At 53.0% G+C, this 19,929-nt stretch carries 23 protein-coding genes; 8 read left to right on the top strand and 15 right to left on the bottom strand.

What is annotated here, in order from left to right; genetic code table 11:
• Nucleotides 1–23: 23 nt before the first annotated feature.
• Complete coding sequence (locus J2I47_RS23845; RefSeq protein ID WP_207367137.1) at nt 24–380, top strand: YraN family protein; 357 nt, start codon at nt 24–26, stop codon at nt 378–380.
• A gap of 47 nt (nt 381–427) precedes the next feature.
• Here the strand turns inward: J2I47_RS23845 and rdgB are convergent, their stop codons facing one another.
• The 4 genes from rdgB to J2I47_RS23825 form a co-directional block, all read right to left on the bottom strand.
• Complete coding sequence (gene rdgB / locus J2I47_RS23840) at nt 428–1,054, bottom strand: RdgB/HAM1 family non-canonical purine NTP pyrophosphatase (protein WP_207367127.1); 627 nt, start codon at nt 1,052–1,054, stop codon at nt 428–430.
• Between the two features lie 55 nt (nt 1,055–1,109).
• Entirely contained in the window at nt 1,110–2,045 is a 936-nt protein-coding gene (locus J2I47_RS23835) for an FKBP-type peptidyl-prolyl cis-trans isomerase (protein ID WP_207367126.1), read from the bottom strand.
• Nucleotides 2,046–2,125: 80 nt separating this feature from the next.
• A complete protein-coding gene (locus J2I47_RS23830) occupies nt 2,126–3,085 on the bottom strand; it encodes an FKBP-type peptidyl-prolyl cis-trans isomerase (RefSeq protein WP_207367125.1) in 960 nt (319 codons plus the stop codon).
• A 129-nt stretch (nt 3,086–3,214) separates the two neighbouring features.
• Nucleotides 3,215–4,243 (bottom strand): DHH family phosphoesterase, encoded by a 1,029-nt coding sequence (locus J2I47_RS23825; protein WP_207367124.1) that lies wholly within the window; start codon nt 4,241–4,243, stop codon nt 3,215–3,217.
• Nucleotides 4,244–4,466: 223 nt separating this feature from the next.
• Here J2I47_RS23825 and J2I47_RS23820 point away from each other — a divergent pair, with 223 nt between their 5' ends.
• Entirely contained in the window at nt 4,467–5,570 is a 1,104-nt protein-coding gene (locus J2I47_RS23820) for a vWA domain-containing protein (protein WP_207367123.1), read from the top strand.
• 95 nt (nt 5,571–5,665) lie between these two features.
• Here the strand turns inward: J2I47_RS23820 and J2I47_RS23815 are convergent, their stop codons facing one another.
• Together J2I47_RS23815 and cysM are read right to left on the bottom strand one after the other, a co-directional pair.
• Complete coding sequence (locus tag J2I47_RS23815) at nt 5,666–6,709, bottom strand: quinone-dependent dihydroorotate dehydrogenase (RefSeq protein WP_207367122.1); 1,044 nt, start codon at nt 6,707–6,709, stop codon at nt 5,666–5,668.
• 40 nt (nt 6,710–6,749) lie between these two features.
• Nucleotides 6,750–7,637, bottom strand: a complete 888-nt coding sequence (gene cysM, locus J2I47_RS23810; RefSeq protein ID WP_207367121.1) for a cysteine synthase CysM — start codon at nt 7,635–7,637, stop codon at nt 6,750–6,752.
• 174 nt (nt 7,638–7,811) lie between these two features.
• On the opposite strand from cysM, the gene J2I47_RS23805 reads away from it, so the two are divergent.
• From J2I47_RS23805 to J2I47_RS23790, 4 genes are read left to right on the top strand one after another with little or no spacing between them, the layout of a single operon-like run.
• Nucleotides 7,812–8,330 carry a GFO_1088 family ECF-type sigma factor gene (locus J2I47_RS23805; protein WP_207367120.1) on the top strand — a complete coding sequence of 173 codons (519 nt, stop codon included), beginning with the start codon at nt 7,812–7,814 and terminating at the stop codon, nt 8,328–8,330.
• On the top strand, nt 8,314–9,084 hold the full coding sequence (locus J2I47_RS23800; protein WP_207367119.1) for a HEAT repeat domain-containing protein: 771 nt from the start codon (nt 8,314–8,316) through the stop codon (nt 9,082–9,084). The genes J2I47_RS23805 and J2I47_RS23800 overlap by 17 nt, the downstream gene beginning before the upstream one ends.
• Nucleotides 9,085–9,098: 14 nt before the next feature.
• Complete coding sequence (locus J2I47_RS23795; RefSeq protein ID WP_207367118.1) at nt 9,099–9,875, top strand: DUF4097 family beta strand repeat-containing protein; 777 nt, start codon at nt 9,099–9,101, stop codon at nt 9,873–9,875.
• A gap of 21 nt (nt 9,876–9,896) precedes the next feature.
• Complete coding sequence (locus tag J2I47_RS23790) at nt 9,897–10,592, top strand: DUF4097 family beta strand repeat-containing protein (protein WP_207367117.1); 696 nt, start codon at nt 9,897–9,899, stop codon at nt 10,590–10,592.
• Between the two features lie 261 nt (nt 10,593–10,853).
• On the opposite strand, the gene J2I47_RS23785 is transcribed toward J2I47_RS23790, so the two are convergent.
• The 9 genes from J2I47_RS23785 to J2I47_RS23745 all read right to left on the bottom strand — a co-directional run bounded on the left by J2I47_RS23785 (nt 10,854) and on the right by J2I47_RS23745 (nt 18,130).
• Nucleotides 10,854–11,666 (bottom strand): inositol monophosphatase family protein, encoded by an 813-nt coding sequence (locus tag J2I47_RS23785; protein WP_207367116.1) that lies wholly within the window; start codon nt 11,664–11,666, stop codon nt 10,854–10,856.
• Nucleotides 11,667–11,745: 79 nt separating this feature from the next.
• Nucleotides 11,746–12,933, bottom strand: a complete 1,188-nt coding sequence (locus J2I47_RS23780) for a lipoprotein N-acyltransferase Lnb domain-containing protein (protein WP_229374908.1) — start codon at nt 12,931–12,933, stop codon at nt 11,746–11,748.
• 82 nt (nt 12,934–13,015) lie between these two features.
• Complete coding sequence (gene rsmI / locus J2I47_RS23775) at nt 13,016–13,771, bottom strand: 16S rRNA (cytidine(1402)-2'-O)-methyltransferase (RefSeq protein WP_207367115.1); 756 nt, start codon at nt 13,769–13,771, stop codon at nt 13,016–13,018.
• A gap of 122 nt (nt 13,772–13,893) precedes the next feature.
• Entirely contained in the window at nt 13,894–14,130 is a 237-nt protein-coding gene (locus J2I47_RS23770) for a 4a-hydroxytetrahydrobiopterin dehydratase (RefSeq protein ID WP_207367114.1), read from the bottom strand.
• A gap of 119 nt (nt 14,131–14,249) precedes the next feature.
• Complete coding sequence (locus J2I47_RS23765; RefSeq protein WP_207367113.1) at nt 14,250–15,575, bottom strand: ABC transporter permease; 1,326 nt, start codon at nt 15,573–15,575, stop codon at nt 14,250–14,252.
• Nucleotides 15,576–15,578: 3 nt separating this feature from the next.
• Nucleotides 15,579–16,490: an ABC transporter ATP-binding protein gene (locus J2I47_RS23760; RefSeq protein WP_207367112.1), complete on the bottom strand. Its 912-nt coding sequence runs from the start codon at nt 16,488–16,490 to the stop codon at nt 15,579–15,581.
• Between the two features lie 158 nt (nt 16,491–16,648).
• On the bottom strand, nt 16,649–17,077 hold the full coding sequence (locus tag J2I47_RS23755) for a hypothetical protein (protein WP_207367111.1): 429 nt from the start codon (nt 17,075–17,077) through the stop codon (nt 16,649–16,651).
• Between the two features lie 107 nt (nt 17,078–17,184).
• Nucleotides 17,185–17,598, bottom strand: coding sequence for an RDD family protein (locus J2I47_RS23750; RefSeq protein WP_207367110.1), 414 nt, complete (start codon nt 17,596–17,598; stop codon nt 17,185–17,187).
• Nucleotides 17,599–17,686: 88 nt separating this feature from the next.
• Complete coding sequence (locus J2I47_RS23745; protein ID WP_207367109.1) at nt 17,687–18,130, bottom strand: SRPBCC family protein; 444 nt, start codon at nt 18,128–18,130, stop codon at nt 17,687–17,689.
• Between the two features lie 115 nt (nt 18,131–18,245).
• On the opposite strand from J2I47_RS23745, the gene J2I47_RS23740 reads away from it, so the two are divergent.
• Both J2I47_RS23740 and J2I47_RS23735 read left to right on the top strand, forming a co-directional pair.
• Entirely contained in the window at nt 18,246–18,707 is a 462-nt protein-coding gene (locus J2I47_RS23740; RefSeq protein ID WP_207367108.1) for a DUF2147 domain-containing protein, read from the top strand.
• 70 nt (nt 18,708–18,777) lie between these two features.
• Entirely contained in the window at nt 18,778–19,899 is a 1,122-nt protein-coding gene (locus tag J2I47_RS23735) for a flavin-containing monooxygenase (RefSeq protein ID WP_207367107.1), read from the top strand.
• Nucleotides 19,900–19,929 lie beyond the last annotated feature (30 nt).

Here is a 19,929-nt window from a genome sequence, read left to right as displayed (position 1 = left end):
CATCAAATCTTGAACTAACTTTTATGGCCCAACATAACGACACCGGCAAACAGGGCGAAGCGGCTGCAATGCAGTATTTACAGACGCAGGGCTACCAGATTCTGGAGGCCAATTACCGGCATCAACACGCCGAGATTGACCTGATTGTGCAGAAAGGCAAGATGATCATTTTCATCGAGGTGAAAACGCGTTCGAACGTCAGCTTCGGTGAGCCCGAAACATTTGTAACCTACACCAAAGCCAACCTGGTTATGCGCGCCGCCGACCACTACATCTATGCCCGCGACTGGCAGCATGACATTCGTTTCGACGTGGTAGCCGTGACTATCCGGCCTGATGGCGAGGTTAAGATCAGGCACATCGAAGATGCGTTTTGTTAAAAAAGAAAGGGTTGTATAAATCTGTGCGTCCTCTGTGCAGCTCTGGGTCACAACCCTTTCTTTTTTAACTTTCTTAAATACCCCACCAGCCCAGTCAGTGCCTTGGCTCGGTGGCTGATTTTGCTTTTCTCGGCAAGGGACATTTGGGCAAAAGTCTGGGTGTAGCCGTCGGGCATAAAAACCGGGTCGTAGCCGAATCCTCCGGTGCCGTGTGGTTCGGTCAGGATAGTGCCGGCAACAATGCCTTCAAACTGATGTTCAACAGGCGCGCCCGTGTCGTCAGCTTCTACCAGTGTAATTACAGTACGGAATCGAGCCCGACGGTTTAGGGTATCACCCATGTTTTTCAGCAACAGAGCTATATTGGCGGCGTGGCTGCGGATTTCGCCGGGCTTGTTGCCACCGGCATAAAAGGCCGAATCCACACCGGGTTCGCCATTGAGGGCATCTACTTCTAAACCAGAGTCATCGGCGAAGCACGCCACGCCGAAGTGATCGAATACGTAGCGTGCTTTCTGGGCCGAATTGCCAGGGATAGTACCGGTGGTTTCGGGCAGTTCATCCGTGCAGCCAATATCGGCAAGGGTCTGGATAGTGAATGAGTCGCCCAGCACATCGGCTACTTCTTCCAGCTTGTGGGCGTTGTTGGAGGCAAAACAGAGCGTCTTCTTCATAAAAAAAGCCGCTCAGGTACATACCCGAACGGCTTTACGAAGATACTACTTATCGTTATTTCACCCGGAGAACGGCCATTTCAAAAGCCAGGGGCTTAAACGGGGTAATGATCGTGCCGCTACCTGTTGTGCCGTATCCCAGTGCAGACGGGAAGATGAGAAAAAATCTTTCGCCACGCCGTACCTGCTGAATACCAAGATCCCAGCCCTGCACAACCTGCGAACGGCCCACCTCGAAACCAAACGTAGTGTCGGCCTTGGCTCTACTGTTATCAAATACAGTCCCATCGGTAAGACGTCCCGTGTAAGCCACCGTTACCGATTGGCCGGGGGTAATTAGCGCCGAATCAGGTTTAGCCAGTGTGGTAGCAATGCGAATACCGTTGTCCAGTTTCTTGGTCACGTTGATTTTATTGGCGGCAATGTAGTCCTCGATCTGCTGATCTTCCGTACGGATGGACTTAACGCGGAGATCGTAGCGGATGGGTGAGTACTGCGGCAAAGTCAGTGACCCTGAACGGCCATCATCGAGATAGGAAGGGACAAGCAGGGTCAGGTTTTCGCCCTTGCGCGCTACCGATAAGCCCAAAAACATACCGTTGGTGATGTTTTTGTACAAGAACGAGTTGTTAATCAGCGTATTAACACGCTGTGGCGACGTGCCGTAGGTATAAAAAATTGGGTTCTTACCATCGGTGCTGTCCAACACAGTACCATCGAGACGGCGCGAAACAGCGAAAAACTGTACTTCATCACCAACGTTGGCTGTCTGGTTGGCCGGAGCCGATACGTTTTTGATGTAGTACAGCCCCGTAGTGCCCAGTTGGGTGGCCTGTAGCTTGTTGGCAGTCAGGTACTGTTGAATCTCCTGCTCATTCTCCCGCCGTTTCCGGTCGGTGAGGGCTTCACCATCCTGTTGACAGCCCGTTAGCCAGAGACCAGCAAGCAGGGTTAGGAGGGGCAAGAAGGCCCGAATTAGTATGCTACGCATGACAAAGTGTTGTCGGTTCATCTGGTATACAACGAAGCCGGGCGACAAAAAATGCCGCCCGGCTTCGCGTTTAACTAATCTTAACGGCCAGCGCCGCCTGGTGCCGCACCGCCTGGAACGCTACCCGGAGCACCAGGCATCATGGGTGCCTGTTTGGGTGCTGGGCCAAAGCCAACCACGTCAACGTCGAACATCAATACAGCATTGGGCGGAATGGTAGGCGGACCACCCTGCTGCCCGTAGGCCAGGCTCGAGGGAATCAGGATGGTTGCTTTTGTGCCTTTGGGGAACAGAATGATCGACTCGTCCCAGCCCGGAATGATCGTACCCGTACCGATCTGGAATTTCAGCGGCTGGCCACCACCCTGTGGGTTGTTGAGTGAGCTGTCAAATACCTTTCCGTCGAGGAGCTTACCCGTATAATGCACCTGCACTTCATCGCCCTTCTTGGGTGTAGGGCCTACGCCTGCCTGCTTGATGATGTAATACACGCCGTTGGTGGTACGCTGTGCACCCGTCATGTTGTTTTTGGCCAGGTAAGCCGTGATAACTTTCTCGTCGATAGCCTTTTGCTTATCGCGGAATTCGATCTGAGCTTTCTGAAATTCCTGCTCGTTCTGTACGTTCAGCAGTTTTACGATAAACTCGATGTCGCCGCCTTTGGCAAAACCGGGAGGGGCCGACTGACCGGCCCGTGTGAAGAGCGAATCGGATTTCACGAAAAACGTGGCACTGTCGCCTTTGCCCATCATGGCCAGTCCCTCTTCAAATGATCCTTTGAAGGTGGGCACCTGCAACATAAACTGCGGAGCGGTTGGCTCCTTGTGGGTGTCGCGCAGGGTTGAGTCTTTTCCGTTGACTTTGGCTTTCAGGATCAGTTGAACGGTGACCATCTCGCCCACCTTGGGTTTGCGTGCGCCTTCGTTTTGTTGGTGCATCTGGTAGCGCAGGCCGCTTTCGGAAACCTGAACGCGATTTTGGTTGCAGGCAGCCAGTCCGGCTACGGTGAGAGCAACTACGCCGAGCGTTTTAATGTACATGTTGGAGAGTATTCGGTTATGAAAAAAAATACGTTTAAAGTCTACCGTTCAAGGTCAACGTTGCTGACGCGAAAGCAATGTTGAACCTTGAGCGTTAAGCTTTGAATAAGAGACGTTGGACGTTGAACATTAAACTTTAGACATGATACCTTGAACTAATTCTTCCTGGTAATGAGGCAATAAGGCCAGCAATTTGGCTTCAACTTCGGCCAGTGGCAACTTCGAGCGGCCACCCGCCGCATTTTTGTGCCCCCCTCCGTTGAAATGAGCACTCACCAGATCACGCACCGAAAATGACCCCACCGACCGGAATGACAGCCGGATTTCGTCGCCCCGGTCAATCAGGATGGCCGCCGCCCGGACGCCCTCTACCGATAACGCATAGTTGACAAGTCCTTCCGTATCACCCGTTTTCGAGCGGTACTGACGTAGCTCATCCGCACTGAGTGTGATGTAGGCAAACTGGTATTCGGGCAACACACGCAGCTTTTCGTTTAGCACATAGCCCAGCAGGCGCAGTTTGTCAATCGATACGCCATCAAAAATGGCACGGTGAATAGCGCTTACGTCGATACCCCGCTCCAGGAGTCCGGCGGCAATGCGGTGCACGTCGGGGGTGGTATTTGAATGCCGAAATGAGCCAGTGTCGGTCATCAAACCCGCATACAGGCATGAGGCCACATCGGCGTTGATAAGATCACCTTCGTGCAGGGCTACGATTAACTGGTAAATCAGTTGCGTGGTTGAAGCAGCTGTGTGGTCCCAATAGGCCAGATCAGCAAAGGCTTCGGGTTCCAGGTGGTGGTCAATCAGAACCTTTCGGCCCGGTGCCTGCCGTACCATGGGAGCCATGTCGCGAATGCGGTCGAGGGCCGAAAAATCGAGGCAAAAAATAGTGTCGGCTTCGTTAACAAACTGCTCTACCTGCACCCGATTTTTTTCGTCAAAGGCAATCACATCGTCGTTGCCGGGCATCCAGTAGAGGTTATGTGGGTAGGCGGTTGGGGTGATTACCTGCACCGAATGCCCTTTTTGCCGCAAGTACCCCGCCAGCCCCAGCGACGACCCCATGGCGTCGGCATCGGGGTTCTGATGCGTGGTAATAATGATTCGGTGGGGGTGCCGCAGCAATTCGCCGATGGCCTCAATATCTTGCATATACCTAACGGAGCAACGCGCCGTTAACGGAGAAAACAGAGTGCTACCCCTGTGGAACGGTCAAAAACGAACGGCGAAATTACGAAGAAAATAGCAAACATGCGGAGGCGAACAAATGGCATAGCGTTTAATGTTCAATGTCTAAAGTTTAAAGTTGCTCCGCACGATAGCGGGAGGCGGAGCAACTTTAAACTTTAGACATTGAACATTAAACGCTCACCCTATGAAAGGCTTCAACTTCGCCGAATTCGTGCCACCCGAACAAAACGGAGGCAGCAAATTCGATCAGTTGCTGAATATTTTCCAGCAACTGTTACTCATTACCTCCGGCGACGTTGAGCAGGCGATGGCCTGGATGAATCAGCTCGACCGGCAGCACGGCCTTACCGATGATAAATATGGCATGGGCAATTTCTTCGACGAGTTGAAGGAACGCGGCTACCTGACGGAAGAAAACCAGGAGGGTAAGATCTCGATTACACCCAAAACCGAGCAGACTATCCGCAAATCGGCACTGGAAGAAATTTTTGGTAAGTTAAAACGGTCAAAATCAGGCGGTAATCATAACACGCCCTACACCGGCTCTGGCGACGAGCTAAGCAGCGACCTGCGTACCTATCAGTTTGGTGACACGCTGGAGCAGATCTCGATGACCGAATCCATCAAGAACGCGCAGATCAACAGCGGTGTGGAGGAGTTTACGCTCATGGAGCGCGACTTGGAGGTGACCGAAAAAGAACAAAAAACACAGACGAGCACAGTGCTGATGATCGACATCAGTCACTCGATGATTCTGTATGGCGAAGACCGGATTACACCCGCTAAAAAAGTAGCCCTGGCGCTGGTGGAGCTGATCAAGCAGAAATACCCCAAAGACACACTCGACATTGTGGTATTTGGCAACGACGCCTGGCAAATTCAGGCCAAAGACCTTCCTTATCTGGAAGTGGGCCCCTACCACACTAACACGGTGGCCGGTCTGGAGTTGGCCATGGATTTGTTACGCCGCCGCAAAAACAAGAACAAGCAGATTTTCATGATCACCGACGGCAAGCCCACCTGTTTGAAAGAAGGCATTCGGTACTATAAAAACTCGTTTGGCCTTGACCGTAAGGTAGTTAGCAAGACACTGACCCTCGCCGCGCAAGCCCGCCGCCTCGATATTCCGATCACGACGTTCATGATTGCTACGGATTCGTACCTGAAGCAATTTGTACAGGAATTCACCAAAGTCAACAACGGACGGGCCTATTACAGCGGCCTGCAGGGCCTCGGTAACATGATGTTTGAAGACTTCCAGCGGAATAGACGGAAGAATATAAAGTAAGTGATGAGTGCTAAACGATGAGTGGTAAGTTTGCTTATGCCAGTATAACTACGTTGGCGTAAGCAAACTTACCACTCATCGTTTAGCACTCATCACTAGTCGACCAGCCCCCGGCAAATGTTACTCGCCAAAGCGGGGCCTTCGTAGATGAAGCCGGTGTAGATCTGGACGAGGCTGGCTCCGGCGTCGAGTTTTTCTTTCGCGTCAGCGGCGGTTTGGATACCACCCACGCCAATGATAGGAAATGCGCCGTTCGAGCGGGTGTGCAGGTAGCGGATTACTTCAGTTGAGCGGCCCTGCAGGGGTTTACCACTGACACCGCCCGCCCCCATCTGCGCTACTGTTTCGGGGGGTGTTTGCAGGCCGTCGCGGCTGATGGTGGTGTTGGTGGCAATAACTCCCGCAATGCCCGTTTCGGCTACAATGGCAATAATATCATCGAGTTGACTATCCGTAAGATCGGGGGCTATTTTCAGCAAAACAGGCTTAGGCTTGTTTTTGAGGCTATTTTCACCCTGTAATCGGCCCAGCAAGGCGGTGAGCGGCGCACGTTCCTGCAACTCTCGGAGGCCGGGCGTATTAGGCGACGACACATTGACCACGAAATAATCGACGCTCTCAAACAGGTCGCGGAAGCAGCGCAGGTAATCGTCGGTAGCCTGTTCGTTAGGGGTGTCTTTGTTCTTGCCGATATTACCACCGATGAGCACGTTCGGCCCGCGGTGGTTAGCCCTGAAAAATTGCAGCCGACCCGCCGCCGGGCCAGCCCCTTTGTTGTTAAATCCCAGCCGGTTGATGAGTCCGCGATCAGCTTTGAGGCGGAAGAGACGGGGCTTGTCGTTGCCGGGTTGCGGACGGGGCGTAACGGTACCGATCTCGATAAAGCCAAAGCCCAGGTTGCTCAGTTCTTCCACCCATTCGCCGTTCTTGTCGAATCCTGCCGCCAGCCCGACCGGGTTAGGAAAGCGCAGGCCGAAAACGGTGCGTTCGAGGCTGGGGTGCCGGTAGGTGAAAAGCCACCGTAATAAGGCCGCCATTCCCGGAATTTTGTGGGCAATCTGCAGAGCGCTGGTAGCGAAATAATGGACTTTTTCGGCGTCAAACCGGAAAAGTATGGGCAACAGAATACGCTTATACATGGCCACAAAGGTACAACCGCTTGCTGCTCACCTCTTCTCTCTAAGCAAACAACCCCGACGATAGATACCGGTCGCCGCGGTCGCAGATGATGCAGACGATGGTGGCTGACTCAACGCCCTGTTCGGCCAGTTCGTCGATGAGGCGGAGGGCGGCATGGACACCGCCGCCGCTACTCATGCCCGCAAAAACACCCTCGACACGGGCCAACTCACGGGTCATGTGGGTGGCCTGCTCCTGCGATACCTCCATGACGCGGTCTACCCGGCTGGGATCGAAGATTTGGGGCAGGTATTCCACCGGCCATTTGCGGATACCGGGTATAGACGACCCGTCAGTGGGCTGACAACCAATGATTTGCACGTCGGGGTTCTGCTCTTTCAAATACCGCGACGTACCCATAATGGTGCCGGTGGTACCCATCGACGACACAAAGTGCGTAACCTGCCCCGCGGTGTCGCGCCATATTTCGGGGCCGGTAGTGCGGTAGTGGGCCAGGTAATTGTCGGGGTTGGCAAACTGGTTCACCAGCAAAAATTCACCGGTGGCGGCCTTCGCTTCCACATAGTCGCGGCCCGCTTCGATGGTTTCGGTCAGGGTTACTTTCGCACCGAAGGCCTCCATGGTCTGTACCCGTTCTTTGGTGGAGTTAGCGGGCAGTGCCAGCTCAATTTCGATCCCAAATAAACTGGCGATCATAGCCAGGGCAATGCCTGTGTTACCGCTTGTGGCTTCGATCAGTTTCATACCGGGCTTCCACTCACCCCGGTCAATGTAGCCGCGAATCATGCTGTAGGCGGCACGGTCTTTCACGCTCCCGCCGGGGTTGTTACCCTCTAGCTTACCGTAGAGCTTATATTGACTGTGCGCGTTGAGACGGTTAAGTTCAACCAGCGGCGTGTTACCAACGAGTTCAAGGAGGGTTGCCATGTTTAGAGGATATTGGATACTAGATAGTGGACAGTAGGCAATGGGTCGTTTTTGTTGCTTTTGTGGTCCGTGTCCAATGTCCAACAGCCAAAGGCCAATATCCATTCTACATTTTACATTAATTCCACTATCACCTTGTAATGTTTCGCCGGCGTTGTCGTCTTTGCTACTGAAATGGATCTACAAGCCTTCAAGCAACGCATTCTTCCGGTTCAGGGACGGCTCTTTCGGCTGGCTCAGCTGTTTCTGCGCAATCGCGAAGAAGCCGAAGATGCTTTGCAGGACGTACTGATGAGGCTGTGGTCGAATCGGCAGCAACTGGATGCCTACCATAGTGTGGAAGCGCTTGCTGTGCAGATGACCAAAAATCTGTGTCTGGATCGGCTAAAGGCTCATCGCCGACAACCCGTAACAGCCACCGACGATTACCAGAACGTACTGGCCACCGACGATTCGCCCTACCGGCAAGTAGAGCTACTGGATAGTGCCAGCCAAATGCAACGCCTGATTGATGCCCTGCCTGATCAGCAAAAACTGCTTATCCATCTGCGTGAGGTGGAAGACTATTCTTTTGACGAAATAGAACAAATAACGGGTCTGACCACCAACAATATCCGGGTGATTTTATCCCGCACCCGTCAACGGCTGCGCGACGACTATTTAAAGGTAAACAACAATGAAACAGGCTATTGATGAACTGCTGGAACGCTATTACGAAGGTGAGACTACGCTGGCTGAAGAAAAGCGGCTACGGGAATTCTTCCAGCAGGAAACCATCCCACCCCATCTGCAATCGCACGCCGAACAGTTCCGCTATTTTGCGGCCACACGAGAGCAGCAGCCCTCCGCAGCCTTCACTCAACAGCTGGCAACGAAACTGACCAGGCCCGAACCAACCCGCCTACTTGGCCTGACGCCCTGGACCCTCCGGCTGGCTGCCAGCGTGGCGCTGTTACTGCTGGGCTTTGTGGGAGGAATCTTCTACAATCAGCATCAGAATCCTGTTGCCGACGCGCCCCTCCCCTCGGCGGTTTCTCCTGCCGCCGAGATGAAAAAAGTACTGGCGTTTTCGTCGCTGTCCGAAACGTCGGCCAGCGAACGGATTCAGGCTGTGAACCAGAGTTTCGAGATGACTCAGGCTGACCAGGCCACCACACAGTTGCTCATCAACACGCTCAATTTCGACGCCAACGTAAACGTGCGACAAGCTGCCTGTCAGGCACTTACACACTTTGAGCACGAGCCTGGTGTTCGTGAAGCCCTGATCCAGTCGCTTTCTATTCAGACGGACCCAAACGTGCAGATTACGCTGATTGAAATGCTGGTGGCCATTAAAGAGAAACGTGCCGTGCAGGAAATGCAGCGGCTGGCTAAACGTCCGCAGGTAATGGATGTGGTGCGCCAGAAAGCCCAGGAAGGCATCAACAGCTTAGCTCAATTATCTTAAAGTCAGTTCTTCCCATGAAAAATCACCTGATAGTATGCGCCTGTTTACTGGGCTGCCTGTCCAGCGCCTATGCGCAGGAATTCAAAGCCAGTCTGGCTAATTCCAGAGACCACAAAGTGACCATCGACATGGACGGTGGCAATGTTAGACTGGAAGGCCATAACGGCGATGGGGTGATCATATCAGCCACGTCGGGCTATGAGGCACCGCCCGAACGTGCCAGAGGGCTGAAGCCATTGTATAACTCGGCTGTCGACAATACAGGCATTGGGTTGAACGTGACGGCAGCCAACGGCGGGTTAACGATCGAAAAAGCAACGCGTAAATCAATTGCCTACGTTATTCGGCTACCTAAAAATGTCGCCGTTTTATACCAGCAGATGAACTGGCAGGGGGCCAAGGTTACTATCAGCAACATGGACGGCGATCTGGAAGTGCGCACCAACAACGCCAACATTGACCTTAACCGGGTGACGGGGCCGGTGGTGGCAAATACCATCAGTGGTGAGGTCAACGTGGTGTATTCGGGACTTAGCCAGGAAAAACCCACGGCCATTTCCACCATCAGTGGCGTGATTGATATTACGTTGCCCCCCACCGCCAAGTCGAACCTGAAACTGCGGACCATCAGTGGCGAGGTCTACACCGATTTTGATCTGGGCGTGAAACACAAAGACGGTATGGCTAAAGTGGGTGGTAGCAGTAATGTGGACGGCACAACTAATGGCGGTGGGGTCGAGATGCAGCTCAAAACCATCAGCAGCAATATCTACATCCGGAAACAGAAGTAATCATCATTCGTCAAGATCACTATGAAAACGCTTTTACTTCCCCTGCTGCTGCTTGTAGTGGCTCCGGCTTTTAGTCAGAAAATCATCCAGAAAACGCTCCCCTACACCTCGGGTCAACTGGTAGACCTAAACCTTCGGTACGGCGATAGTATCCAGGTGCGCTACTGGGATAAGCCCGACGTGTCGATCCGTGTTTCGGTACTGATCAACAACGGCAAACTCAACGATGCTCTGCTGGTGGAGACCAGCAGCACCGATCAGGCGCTGAAAGTCAGCACAGACTTCGATCAGAAACTTCTGAAACAAGCCAACGACGACGATTGCCCATATCAGTCTGGCGTTGCACAGAACCGATACAATGGCAACCATAACTCAGTGTGTCTGGACATTGATTATCAAGTGATTTTGCCAAGAAATGCCCGACTCAAGATCGAAACCATCAGTGGCAACATCGACATAAAGGGCGCGTCGGAAGCGGTATCGGCAAAGACAATCAGCGGTTATGTTGATATGAGCTGGCCAACAGCCAAGGGCGTAAATCTGGCCATGAAAACGATTACGGGTGAAGTGTATTCAGACCTTGACATTGATTTTAAGGGCAAAAAACAGAAGAACCCCATTGTGGGCTACCTACTGGAAGGTGCCGCCAACGGGGGCGGGCCAACCGTGCGCCTCGAATCGATCAGTAACAACATTTATTTGCGGAAAGCAAAATAAGAAAAGCGGGAATCAGGGCCTATTCCCGTCTATAGAATGGAAGCGTAATGCGCTATGGCCGCAACCTTGCTGACGCGTTGAAACATCTGCCCGCTAACACCACCAAAGCTGTAGATGTACTTATTAGTCCTATCCTGGATTCTTAAGCGCTTGGTGCTGTTTTACCTTAATAACTACACTGGTTATCAAGGCGTTCGTCAACGACGGCTCTCTTCCTCACCCATACCATTTGCGTTGAATCTGACTTTGCCGGTTGGTATACTATTCAGGCCAGTAATCGCCAATCAGAGACAGTAGTTCGGGTTGGAGGGCGCAACCGGCAATAATGTCGCCGCCGAAAAGCATGGTGTCTTGTCCCTGGAAATCGGTGACGATACCCCCGGCTTCGCGCACGAGGCAGATGCCCGCCGCCATATCCCACGACTTGAGGTTATATTCGTAAAACGCCTCGAACCGCCCTGCCGCTACGTATGCCAGGTCAATGGCCGCCGACCCCATCCGCCGCAGTCCGTGGCTCCGCTGCATGAGTTGCTCCAGGATGTGGAGATACGGCTGCATCTGCTCGAACCGATAATACGGGAAACCCGTAGCAATTAGCCCGTCGGCAAGGCGTTGGGCAGGGCTTACGTGCATGGGCTGCTCGGTGGCCCCGCCCACACTTAGCCAGGCACCCTGACCCTCAGCGGCCGAGAAACATTCGTCACGGTTGGGGTCATACACTACCCCCGCAATGGGCCTGTTGCCCTGTGCCAGCCCAATGCTAACCGCATAGACAGGCAGACCGTGGATGAAGTTAGTGGTTCCATCCAGCGGGTCAATAATCCAGTTAATTCCTTGTCGGTCAGCCTGTTCGGTAGTACCTTCTTCGGTGATGAATCCAGCTTCGGGCAGTAGCGCGTGGAGCTTGGGTACAATTAGTTTCTCGCACTCCTTATCCACGTAAGAAACAAGGTCGTTAAGACCCTTGTATTCAACGGCGTCGCGGCTGAATTTCTGCCGTTCGGCCAGTAAAAAGGCCCCGGCATCGCGGGCAATGGCGTTAAGATCGGCGCGGAAAGTTGGTGGGAAAATCATGGAGGCGATTGATAAAATACGGACGACTAGCCGGTGAAGCATCGTCGGGATGACAAAGCACCGCCGGGAGAACAAAAAATCACACTTCTTCCTGCCGCGCCACCAGTTGTGTGCTGGCGGTTCTTACCCACGACCGGTACAACGCCCGGACTAGCAGGGTGCCGATAAACAGTTCGTCGGCGAAGCCGGGGGCAGGAGAAAGAAAGAGCGAAACGAACAAGAGCACGGCAGTGATACGAAAATACATGCCTGCCTGGTAGGGGTGCCGGTTGGTTGAAGTGGCCCAGAAAACGCCGGGGATATGCAGGGGCATTAGCCAGAGCAGGGTAGAGTTCCAGGTGGTCACGCCGTGGTCGGTGGCGAACCAGAGCAGAAATAAAAACCAGCCCCAGATGCCCGCAAAACCAAACAACAGCCGGTCGAGCCAGCGGCCTTTGCTTACCAGCCCAAGCCGATTACTGTTCCACTGCTGCCATGTCAGAAACGCAACAAGCGCAAACAGCACCAGAAACACAAAGTCGGGATAGACCACAATGGGCAGGGTGTCTTTGAAAACAGATTGCCCCTCAAACAGGGTTTGCGTCTGCGTCACCACCGGTAAAAGTTTACCGTTGGCGGTGCGCACCTGTGCCCGCGTGAGTTCATTGAAGACGTTATTGGGCAGGTACATAGCCTCCCAACCCGTCGTGATTTTATCGGCCGGGCGACCGATGGCCAGGTTCATACCCAGCCGTTCCCAGGGTTTGGCACCCAGGTAGTCGTTCATCCAGGCCCGGTACGACTTAGTGGGCTGCTTTACGGTCGGTGCCCAAACCAGGCTGTCACCCATTGCGGCGGAGATCATGTCGCGGGGGCGGGTTGAGCAGTTATCGTAGTAGAATTTGTAGCGGTATTCGCGGTTTTGGGGCAGCAGGTTGGTTTCCAGCGCCTCATAAAGCCGCTGCTTCTGTGGCCCCGACAGGCTCAATGTCTGCTCCCTGATGCTGCGGTTGTTTTGCTGATAATACCACGCCACCTGCCCAATCTGATGCGACGAAATGCGGTACGGCAACGTGCCCCGCAGGAATTTCAGCACAAATGAATCCGCGTTGTAGTCGAATCCGCCGTAGCTATAATCACGGTCGAGGCCCATCATGGGATCAACAATGCGTATCTCAGTATGCCCAAATACCGACGAAATATCATCCTGTCCGGGGCCATAGGTAATCAGGCTTACACGGGCAGCGGGAGAGAGTACTTGCGCTTCGCTGGAATGAAAAATGAACAATGAAAGATGAAAAATGAGGAATAACACCCCACCCGGACGCCGAACCGCACATAGCTGGTCAGCATTTGCAAATGCTGACCAGCTACTCCTCATCATCCGCTTCATCATCTGCAACCCGCTGTTTATAATAGTCTTCACCTTTTTTATTTCGTTTCTCACGCTCTTCTGGTTCTGGTTTCCCTCCTACGCAGACCACAATTTCGCCCTTGATGGGCTTATCGGCAAAATACGCATGCACGTCGGCTAGGGTTCCGCGGGCGGTTTCTTCAAAGAGCTTGGTCAATTCGCGCGAAACACTCACAGGGCGTTCAGGGCCAAGCACCTCGATCAGTTGCTCCAGAAACTTCAGCAGCCGGTGTGGCGATTCGTAGAAAATCATCGTTCGCGTTTCGTCAGCAAGGGCCTGCAGGCGTGTTTGGCGTCCTTTTTTGTGGGGTAAAAATCCCTCGAACGTGAAGCGATCATTCGGCAAACCGGAATTTACCAGCGCCGGCACGAAGGCCGTGGCACCAGGCAGACATTCCACTGCAATGCCCGCTTCGATGCAGGCACGTACCAATAAAAAACCGGGATCGGAGATGGCGGGCGTACCGGCGTCAGACACCAGGGCCAGCGTTTTCCCCGTTTTCAACTGGGCTATTACCTTCTGAATGGTACCGTGTTCGTTGAAGATGTGGTAGCTGTGCAGGGGCTTACTAATGCCGAGGTGCTTGAGCAAAAACCCCGACGTACGGGTGTCTTCGGCCAGAATCCCATCTACGCTTTGCAGCACCTTCACCGCCCGCAACGTGATGTCATCCAGATTACCAATCGGTGTGGGGACGAGGAAGAGTTTCATGTTAAGAGAATGAGTGAATGAGCGAATGAGTGATTGAGTGAATGGTTGGAAGCCGGTTCGCGGAAGTATTTATAAATGCTCCGCGAAGCGGCTTCCAACCATTCACTCAATCACTCATTCGCTCATTCACTCATTAAAGAATCTATCGCCTTTGCCAGCTTCCGGTCTTTTTCCGTTACAATGTCGCCGGCGTCGTGGGTGTTGAGTTCGATGGTCACTTTGTTATAGACATTAGTCCAGAACGGGTGGTGATCCATTTTTTCGGCTAGCAGGGCCACGCGGGTCATGAAGGCAAATGCCTCCGAGAAATCGGCAAACGTAAACTGCCGGGTGAGCTTGTTATCTTTTTCTTGCCACATAAGAAAGGAGAAAAGGTAGGAACGGAGGAAAGGTAGGAACGGGAAGCTGACGCGTCAGCGTTGCGGGCGAAAACAATTTCTTTCCTCCCTTTCCTTCGTTCTTACCTTTCCTCCTTTTTTTACGCTTTATAAAAAATCCATTTTGACAACTCTCTGTACGTTGGCTTCTTGCCATACATCAGAATGCCCACGCGATAGATGCGGGCGGCAAGCCAGGTGGTGCCGATGAACCCCAGTACCAGCAGAGCCATAGAAAGGGCTATCTCCCAGGCTGGTACACCAAAAGGAATCCGCACCATCATAATGATGGGCGACGTAAACGGAATCATCGACATCCAGAATGCTAGCGGGCCGTCGGGGTCACGGATGATAAACTGAGCCAGCGTAGCACACGCAATGATGGGTAGGGTAACCGGCAGCATAAACTGTTGGGTATCCGTCTCGCTATCCACCGCCGCGCCAATGGCTCCGTAAAGCGAACTATAGAGCAGGTAACCGCCCAGGAAATAGAACAGAAAGCAGGTGATGATCAGTGTCAGGTTCAGAGTCTTCAGGGCCGCCGAGAACTCAGTCATCATACCGGGGTCTTCCGACGCTTTGGCAATTGCCTTGGCTTTCTCGGCACTCATGGTAGTCGACATACGGGCGGTGGCGGCATCGCGAGCCATCTTAGCCCCAAAAATGGCCGATCCACCCCAGATCAGGCTGGTAGTGAGCATGATCCAGAGCATAAATTGGGTCAGTCCCACCAGCCCCACACCTACAATTTTGCCCATCATAAGCTGAAACGGCTTTACCGACGAAATAATGACTTCAATGATGCGGCTCGTTTTCTCTTCCAGCACCCCGCGCATCACCTGCGTACCGTAGAGCAACACCGAGATGTAGATCAGAAATGCACACAATCCGCCAATGATGCTGGTCATAACGGTGCTGGTTTTCTTTTCGCCCTGGTCGCTAAGGCTGATTGTTTCGGCGTCAACATTCACCTTGGCGTCTTCAATAATCTGCTGCGTAATGCCCGACCGGCTCAGTTTGATCACTTCAATCTGCTTGGAAACTGCCCGCTCGATGTTGTTTTTAAGCGAACCACCCACGCTTTTTTCGGCGTATATCTGCACCGTCTTGGGTTGCTCGATGACCGCCTTCGGAATCACCACGAGGGCATCGTAGCCGTCTTCCACAAAGTGTGTTTTGGCCTGCGTGGGTGCCGTGGTCAGGTACGTGTATTTGGTTTCTTCATCGGGTTTGAATTTGCCCGTAAACTGCCCGTTCTGATCAATGACGGCCACGTTTTTTTGTGAAATAGAGCCTATAGCCGCCCAGCCAATGAGGCCATAAAACGCCGTCATCAACAACGGCCCCAGCAGCGTCATCACAACAAATGACTTCTTGCGTACGCGCACCAGGTACTCACGCTTGATAATGGTCAGAATAATGCTCATAACTCAATCGTTGGCCTTGCCAACGGCTTTAATAAAGATGTCGTTCATACTGGGAATGTTCTCGCCGAAAGACCGGATAGACACGCGGTCGAGCAGGAGGCGGATAAGGTCATTGACGGCGGCGTCGGGCGGAATGTTGATGTCCATGCGGTCGAAGCCATCGTCGGTAACGCCCACCGCCGTCGTGGCAAAAGCAGCGGGTAACTCACCCATATTACCCTGGTATTCGACCCGATACGTATGTGTTTTAAACTGCTCCTTAATGGCCCGCTTCGACCCGTCGAGTACTTTGTGCGACTGGTGGATGAGCGCAATATGGTCGCAGAGTTCTTCTACGGTTTCCATGCGGTGGGTCGAGAAGATAATGGTTGTGCCTTGCTGGCGTAGCTCCAGGATCTCGTCGCGGATGAGGTTGGCGTTGATGGGGTCGAAGCCCGAAAAAGGCTCATCCAGAATCAGCAGGGCGGGTTGGTGAAGCACCGTAGCCACAAACTGAATCTTCTGTTGCATGCCTTTGGAGAGGTCCTCCACGTTTTTAGACCACCAGGTCTTGATGTCGAATTTCTCAAACCAGATCTTCAGCTTGTCCATGGCCTGCCGTTCGTTCAGCCCTTTTAGCTGCGCCAGATACAGCAGTTGTTCACCCACTTTCATTTTCTTGTACAGCCCCCGCTCTTCGGGCAGGTAGCCGATGTGGCGGATGTGTTCGGGGCCCAGCGGCTTACCATCGAACAGCACCTCGCCTGAATCAGGACCCGTAATCTGGTTGATGATGCGGATGAGCGAGGTTTTGCCTGCGCCATTTGGACCCAGCAACCCAAAAATCTGACCTGTTGGCACCGACAGGCTCACGTCATCTAAGGCCCGGTGCTGGGCATACTGTTTTATAATGTGTCGGGTTTCAAGAATAGCCATGCGAACAGAAAAGAGTGATGCCCTAAAAGTAGCAACGGGCGGGCAACCAGGGCCAAAATTAGGACTAACAGCCCCCCAGCCCGACAAACGGCAAAAAAAAGAGCCACCCTCGGCACCGGGGTGACTCACGACCGGCCCTCGGAAACAGCCAGCCGTATTTAGTTGACGTATTTGGGCCGAATCTGGAACAGCAGAAACAGCCCGACAGCCAGCGAAAAAAGACCCGATATAAACCCGCTGATGGTGAGCGTGACGAGGCTGGCCAGCACAAACAGCAACTGCGCCTGATACATTTTTACCCAGCTCTCGCGCGTGCGTTTAAATGACCCCGGCAGGGCCAGCATGCCAATGATGGCTCCCGCCAAACTAATAAGGGCTGAGATACTGTAGAGCAGATTGGCCGAAAACGCCGCCAGAATAACCGAGCCGCCACCCAGCATACTTAGCACAAAAAACACGATCTGAACGATGATCAGGTACGGGATAATTTTAACGATGATCTCCCGGATGTCGTCGGGGAGCTGGAAAGGAGCTTTTTCGGTGAACACCGGGGCAAGTTCCTGTTCAAGAAAGGTGGGTTTTTCCATTGGAGAGCGGTTTTGACGTGAGCTATTGCCGGTGTAAGCTAGACAAAAAATGCCTGTCGGCTAGCCGACAGGCATTTTCGTATGCATGAACGAACGGCGCTTAGCTGTTAGGCTTTCACCACAATAGTTTTGGCCCATTCATCACCGAAGCGCTTCGAGTTATCCCGGAAGATAACCAGGGCATCCACCAGGTTTAGGAGCGGAATCACCTGCGGTATAGCCCGTACTACGCCCGTTCCATAGTCGCCCATAATACCCGCACCGGTATCTTCCTTAATCACTTTAATCCCCATGAGCTTTTTGCCAATGCTTTGTCCGTTCAGAAAAGGCAAGCTGTCGCGGGTGAGCATATAGCCCAGGCTGATCAGGTACCCTAGTGTGGCTAGTTTGTACGAAATGATGCCCAGCAGAAGCATAGGCACATAGCCCGCAATCCCGTCGATAAACAGGGCAACAAAGCGGATAATCGGACTGGCTTTTTCGCGGGTAACAGGACTGGGCGTGTACTGCGTCGGTTCCATAAAGAGAAGGTGCTGTTTAGAGTAAAGGACTGGCTTTCAGGAAACAAGGTAATCGTAGCAGCGTATGAAGGCAATTGTGGGCAACTATTTATTTTAAACGGCCAAATACTGCTCTATAGATAGGTTTCCTATAGACAAACTGCGCCCACATCAACGGATAGAACAGGTAATCGAGCAGTCGGTTAGGCGTTTGAAACGTGATCTCGTCGGCGATGATGGTGCCGGATCCTTCCCGGATAAGCCGGTGTTTGTGGTGCCACGCTCGCAGGAAAAAAGGCAGTTTTGTGCCCTGATCAATGAAATAGATTTCATTGCTGGTGGTTTGCTGATCAATGATATCGCTGTTCCAGACTTGCTTGAACAGGATAAAATTCAACTCGAGCGAAACCACGTCGCCTTTCAGGCAGCCATCAAAGCGGAGTACGTTTACCGGGGGGAATGGCGGGCTGAGTCGGTCGAATAGTTGCCGGTCGAAACCAGCCCAAACGGCCTCAAGCGGCGACTGCACGAGGGTGCGGATCGTGATTTTCATTCGGGTAAGTTAAACGTTGACAACCAGAATGGCTCTAATAGATTAAAAAGGTAGGGTGATCGCTTATCTTTGCCATCTGTCTTAATTCATAATTTAACTCCCTTTAACACAACCTATGGCTGTTTCACGCTTTATGCTGCCCCTGTTGCTGCTGGCTTTCCTGTCTTCATCATTCACTACACTCACTAAATCAGCCGAAAACCCCGACGCGGTAGTAGGCACCTGGCTCAACGGCACCAAAAAAGGCCACATCCAGATTTATAAGCAGGGATCCAAATACTTCGGTAAACTGGTTTTCCTGACCGAACCCAACGATCCGGCCACCGGCAAACCAAAAGTCGACAGCAAAAACCCGGATGCTAAGCTCCGCAGCCGCGCCCTGCTGAACCTGAACCTGATGAACGACTTCGTTTTCGACGGCGATAGTCAGTGGGAAGATGGCAAAATATACAACCCCGAAGACGGCAAAACGTATAGCTGCTACATGAAGCTAAACAACCCCAACACGCTCACTGTCAGAGGATACGTAGGCATTAAGATGCTGGGTAAATCACAAACCTGGACGCGGATAAAGTAGAGATTGAAAAGTGGGTAATAGATAATGCACAATGTACATTATCTATTACCCATTGTTCATTTTTCATCTCATGCGAACAATCATCATCGGAGCGGGGCCGGCAGGGTTGGCGATGGCGGGGCGGCTGACAAAGCTGGGGCAACCCTTTACGCTGCTCGAGGCGGCCCCCAACGTAGGCGCGGCCTGGCGCAATCACTACGACCGGCTGCACCTGCACACCATTAAGTCGGAGTCATACCTGCCCCACCTGCCCTACCCCGCCCATTACCCTACCTACGTCTCACGCGATGAATTTGTAGCCTATCTGGAGCAGTATGTGGCTCACTTCGGCATAAAACCAGTATTCAACGAACTGGTGACGGGGGTTCGTCGGGCCGACAAAGGGCACTGGCTGGTGCGCACCAACACCGATACGTTCATTGCCGAAAACGTGGTGATCTGTACTGGTTATAATCGTGTTCCCCACCAGCCCAACCTGCCAGGGCTGGACTCCTTCACGGGCACGGTGCTCCACAGCCGGGCCTACCGTAGCGGCGCGGCTTTTGCCGGGCAGCGGGTACTGGTAATCGGCATGGGCAACACAGGGGCCGAAATTGCGCTCGATTTGCAGGAGCACGGAGCCAAACCCACCATTTCGGTGCGTGGACCGGTCAGCATTGTGAAGCGGGAGGTATTTGGCCGTCCGGCGCAGCCGCTGGCCATTTTTCTGAATAAATTCCCGAACTGGTTCTACGATTATATGGCCGGGCTGTCGCAGAAAATGAACACGGACAACCTCTCGGCCTACGGGATCGAAACGCCGAAACATCCCCCTTCCTACCAGATTCGGGTGCTGGGCAAGATCCCGGTTATTGACCAGGGCACGGTGGCACAGATAAAAGCGGGTACCATTGCCGTGCGCCCCGGCATCGACCAGATTCATGAGTTGGGTGTCACCTTCACCGACGGTCGACACGACGTGTTCGACGCCATCGTATTGGCCACTGGCTACCGCAGCGGGCTGTCTGACATTCTTGGTGATACCCTCAGCCGCAAAATTCTGAATGAGAAAGGACATCCCCGTGGCCTCTGGGATACCAATCCTGCCCTGAAAGGTCTTTACTTCCTCGGCTTCGCCACCCCCCTCACCGGCATCCTCCGCGGTATCCGGCTTGATTCAGAGCGAGTGGTGAGAGAAATTAATGGACAATGAACAAGGCATAATGTACAATGAACAATGGCT

It is taken from the genome of Fibrella rubiginis, from assembly GCF_017353185.1.
Classification (GTDB): Bacteria; Bacteroidota; Bacteroidia; order Cytophagales; family Spirosomataceae; genus Fibrella; species Fibrella rubiginis.
Note: the sequence above shows the minus strand (reverse complement) of the source record. Positions and strands in the feature narration are given on the sequence as shown.

What these genes read in the sequence shown, in the direction of transcription:
- J2I47_RS23845 (WP_207367137.1), top strand. Translation starts at nt 24, where the DNA reads ATGGCCCAACATAACGACACCGGCAAACAGGGCGAAGCGGCTGCAATG.
- rdgB (WP_207367127.1), bottom strand. Translation starts at nt 1,054, where the DNA reads ATGAAGAAGACGCTCTGTTTTGCCTCCAACAACGCCCACAAGCTGGAA.
- J2I47_RS23835 (WP_207367126.1), bottom strand. Translation starts at nt 2,045, where the DNA reads ATGCGTAGCATACTAATTCGGGCCTTCTTGCCCCTCCTAACCCTGCTT.
- J2I47_RS23830 (WP_207367125.1), bottom strand. Translation starts at nt 3,085, where the DNA reads ATGTACATTAAAACGCTCGGCGTAGTTGCTCTCACCGTAGCCGGACTG.
- J2I47_RS23825 (WP_207367124.1), bottom strand. Translation starts at nt 4,243, where the DNA reads ATGCAAGATATTGAGGCCATCGGCGAATTGCTGCGGCACCCCCACCGA.
- J2I47_RS23820 (WP_207367123.1), top strand. Translation starts at nt 4,467, where the DNA reads ATGAAAGGCTTCAACTTCGCCGAATTCGTGCCACCCGAACAAAACGGA.
- J2I47_RS23815 (WP_207367122.1), bottom strand. Translation starts at nt 6,709, where the DNA reads ATGTATAAGCGTATTCTGTTGCCCATACTTTTCCGGTTTGACGCCGAA.
- cysM (WP_207367121.1), bottom strand. Translation starts at nt 7,637, where the DNA reads ATGGCAACCCTCCTTGAACTCGTTGGTAACACGCCGCTGGTTGAACTT.
- J2I47_RS23805 (WP_207367120.1), top strand. Translation starts at nt 7,812, where the DNA reads ATGGATCTACAAGCCTTCAAGCAACGCATTCTTCCGGTTCAGGGACGG.
- J2I47_RS23800 (WP_207367119.1), top strand. Translation starts at nt 8,314, where the DNA reads ATGAAACAGGCTATTGATGAACTGCTGGAACGCTATTACGAAGGTGAG.
- J2I47_RS23795 (WP_207367118.1), top strand. Translation starts at nt 9,099, where the DNA reads ATGAAAAATCACCTGATAGTATGCGCCTGTTTACTGGGCTGCCTGTCC.
- J2I47_RS23790 (WP_207367117.1), top strand. Translation starts at nt 9,897, where the DNA reads ATGAAAACGCTTTTACTTCCCCTGCTGCTGCTTGTAGTGGCTCCGGCT.
- J2I47_RS23785 (WP_207367116.1), bottom strand. Translation starts at nt 11,666, where the DNA reads ATGATTTTCCCACCAACTTTCCGCGCCGATCTTAACGCCATTGCCCGC.
- rsmI (WP_207367115.1), bottom strand. Translation starts at nt 13,771, where the DNA reads ATGAAACTCTTCCTCGTCCCCACACCGATTGGTAATCTGGATGACATC.
- J2I47_RS23770 (WP_207367114.1), bottom strand. Translation starts at nt 14,130, where the DNA reads ATGTGGCAAGAAAAAGATAACAAGCTCACCCGGCAGTTTACGTTTGCC.
- J2I47_RS23765 (WP_207367113.1), bottom strand. Translation starts at nt 15,575, where the DNA reads ATGAGCATTATTCTGACCATTATCAAGCGTGAGTACCTGGTGCGCGTA.
- J2I47_RS23760 (WP_207367112.1), bottom strand. Translation starts at nt 16,490, where the DNA reads ATGGCTATTCTTGAAACCCGACACATTATAAAACAGTATGCCCAGCAC.
- J2I47_RS23755 (WP_207367111.1), bottom strand. Translation starts at nt 17,077, where the DNA reads ATGGAAAAACCCACCTTTCTTGAACAGGAACTTGCCCCGGTGTTCACC.
- J2I47_RS23750 (WP_207367110.1), bottom strand. Translation starts at nt 17,598, where the DNA reads ATGGAACCGACGCAGTACACGCCCAGTCCTGTTACCCGCGAAAAAGCC.
- J2I47_RS23745 (WP_207367109.1), bottom strand. Translation starts at nt 18,130, where the DNA reads ATGAAAATCACGATCCGCACCCTCGTGCAGTCGCCGCTTGAGGCCGTT.
- J2I47_RS23740 (WP_207367108.1), top strand. Translation starts at nt 18,246, where the DNA reads ATGGCTGTTTCACGCTTTATGCTGCCCCTGTTGCTGCTGGCTTTCCTG.
- J2I47_RS23735 (WP_207367107.1), top strand. Translation starts at nt 18,778, where the DNA reads ATGCGAACAATCATCATCGGAGCGGGGCCGGCAGGGTTGGCGATGGCG.